Source organism: Arthrobacter sp. H14 (genome assembly GCF_000520495.1).
Classification (GTDB): Bacteria; Actinomycetota; Actinomycetes; order Actinomycetales; family Micrococcaceae; genus Arthrobacter_C.
In genome coordinates this window covers 66,643-68,614 of record NZ_KI914640.1, presented here as the reverse complement: position 1 = coordinate 68,614, position 1,972 = coordinate 66,643, and the positions used below count along the sequence as shown (strand labels likewise).

The window sequence follows — 1,972 nt, the reverse complement described above, 5'->3', positions numbered from 1 at the left end:
CTGTCAGCTTCGGAGTGGGTCCCCGAAGGAGCTACGCCGCCGGAAGCGTCGACGTAGGTACCCGCCGCAGCCGTGGCACCCGCAGCGGGCCCCGCCGTCGTCGTCGCGCCCTCCGCTTTGGCAGCCGCTTCCGTATCCACCGGAACCATAACCCACAACCAGCCGTAAAACAGCAGCCCCGCACCACCGGCCAGCGAGAGGCCCGCCATGGCCAGGCGCACGACGATCGGGCTGAGGTTCAGGTGCTCCGCCATGCCAGCACAAACACCGGCGACGATGCCGTTGCTCGAGCGGGTCAGAACGCGTTCCATAGGACAATCCAAACACGTCCCGGGCGGCATCGGGCATCACTCGGGGAGATGTCAGGGAAGGTTCAGGGTAGGCCCTCATAGATTGCGCCGCGGGGCATTGGCATGATCGGAGTATGAACTCACACCATGACCCGCAGGACGGCGGAGAGAACCGCGGTCCTGACGCGGAAGGCGAGTCAGCGCCGCCTCGGCCACACGCACAACCGCAGCCGCAGCCGAGTACTTCGCAGCAGAGCACTTCGCACCGATTCTATGGCTGGCTCCGCGGACTCGGCATCCAACGCGGAACTGACCGCTGGATCGGCGGCGTCTCCAGCGGTATCGCGCACCGGGTCGGCATCGATCCCGTGATCGTACGCGGCCTGTTTATCCTGTTCATCATCTTCGGTGGCATCGGCGTCCTCGCGTACGGCGTCGCCTGGGCCCTCCTGCCCGAACCCGACGGCCGCATCCACCTCGAAGGGGCGGCGCGCGGTTATTGGACGGATGGCATGACTGGCGCGCTGATCGTCAGCATCGTCGGTTTCTTCCGTCCCTTCGGTGCTTTCTGGGACACATCGCTGGGCTTTGGCGATGCGTTATGGACCTTGATCTGGGTCGGCGGCCTGATAGCCCTCGGCGCGTGGCTTTTCAGCAGGGCCCGCGACCGGAAACGGAAAAGGACGACGGCGGGATACGCCCCCTTCGGAGTGGGTCCCCGAAGGAGCTACGCCGCCGGAAGCGTCGACGTAGGTACCCGCCGCAGCCGTGGCACCCGCAGCGGGCCCCGCCGTCGTCGTCGCGCCCTCCGCTTTGGCAGCCGCTTCCGTATCCACCGGAACCATAACCCACAACCAGCCGTAAAACAGCAGCCCCGCACCACCGGCCAGCGAGAGGCCCGCCATGGCCAGGCGCACGACGATCGGGCTGAGGTTCAGGTGCTCCGCCATGCCAGCACAAACACCGGCGACGATGCCGTTGCTCGAGCGGGTCAGAACGCGTTCCATAGGACAATCCAAACACGTCCCGGGCGGCATCGGGCATCACTCGGGGAGATGTCAGGGAAGGTTCAGGGTAGGCCCTCATAGATTGCGCCGCGGGGCATTGGCATGATCGGAGTATGAACTCACACCATGACCCGCAGGACGGCGGAGAGAACCGCGGTCCTGACGCGGAAGGCGAGTCAGCGCCGCCTCGGCCACACGCACAACCGCAGCCGCAGCCGAGTACTTCGCAGCAGAGCACTTCGCACCGATTCTATGGCTGGCTCCGCGGACTCGGCATCCAACGCGGAACTGACCGCTGGATCGGCGGCGTCTCCAGCGGTATCGCGCACCGGGTCGGCATCGATCCCGTGATCGTACGCGGCCTGTTTATCCTGTTCATCATCTTCGGTGGCATCGGCGTCCTCGCGTACGGCGTCGCCTGGGCCCTCCTGCCCGAACCCGACGGCCGCATCCACCTCGAAGGGGCGGCGCGCGGTTATTGGACGGATGGCATGACTGGCGCGCTGATCGTCAGCATCGTCGGTTTCTTCCGTCCCTTCGGTGCTTTCTGGGACACATCGCTGGGCTTTGGCGATGCGTTATGGACCTTGATCTGGGTCGGCGGCCTGATAGCCCTCGGCGCGTGGCTTTTCAGCAGGGCCCGCGACCGGAAACGGAAAAGGACGACGGCGGGAT

3 protein-coding genes and 1 pseudogene are annotated in these 1,972 nt (G+C 65.9%); 2 read left to right on the top strand and 2 right to left on the bottom strand.

Features of this window, described 5'->3' with window-relative positions:
• Positions 1-311, bottom strand: a 311-nt coding sequence (locus Y707_RS0106575) for a PspC domain-containing protein (protein WP_026534489.1), incomplete at its 3' end; no start/stop codon positions are given.
• 113 nt (positions 312-424) lie between these two features.
• Here Y707_RS0106575 and Y707_RS32700 point away from each other — a divergent pair.
• A pseudogene (locus Y707_RS32700) lies at positions 425-736 on the top strand (PspC domain-containing protein); the annotation flags it as partial.
• A gap of 153 nt (positions 737-889) precedes the next feature.
• Here the strand turns inward: Y707_RS32700 and Y707_RS0106565 are convergent.
• A complete protein-coding gene (locus Y707_RS0106565; RefSeq protein ID WP_026534487.1) occupies positions 890-1,297 on the bottom strand; it encodes a PspC domain-containing protein in 408 nt (135 codons plus the stop codon).
• Between the two features lie 113 nt (positions 1,298-1,410).
• On the opposite strand from Y707_RS0106565, the gene Y707_RS24025 reads away from it, so the two are divergent.
• Positions 1,411-1,972, top strand: a 562-nt coding sequence (locus tag Y707_RS24025) for a PspC domain-containing protein (RefSeq protein WP_035780615.1), incomplete at its 3' end; no start/stop codon positions are given.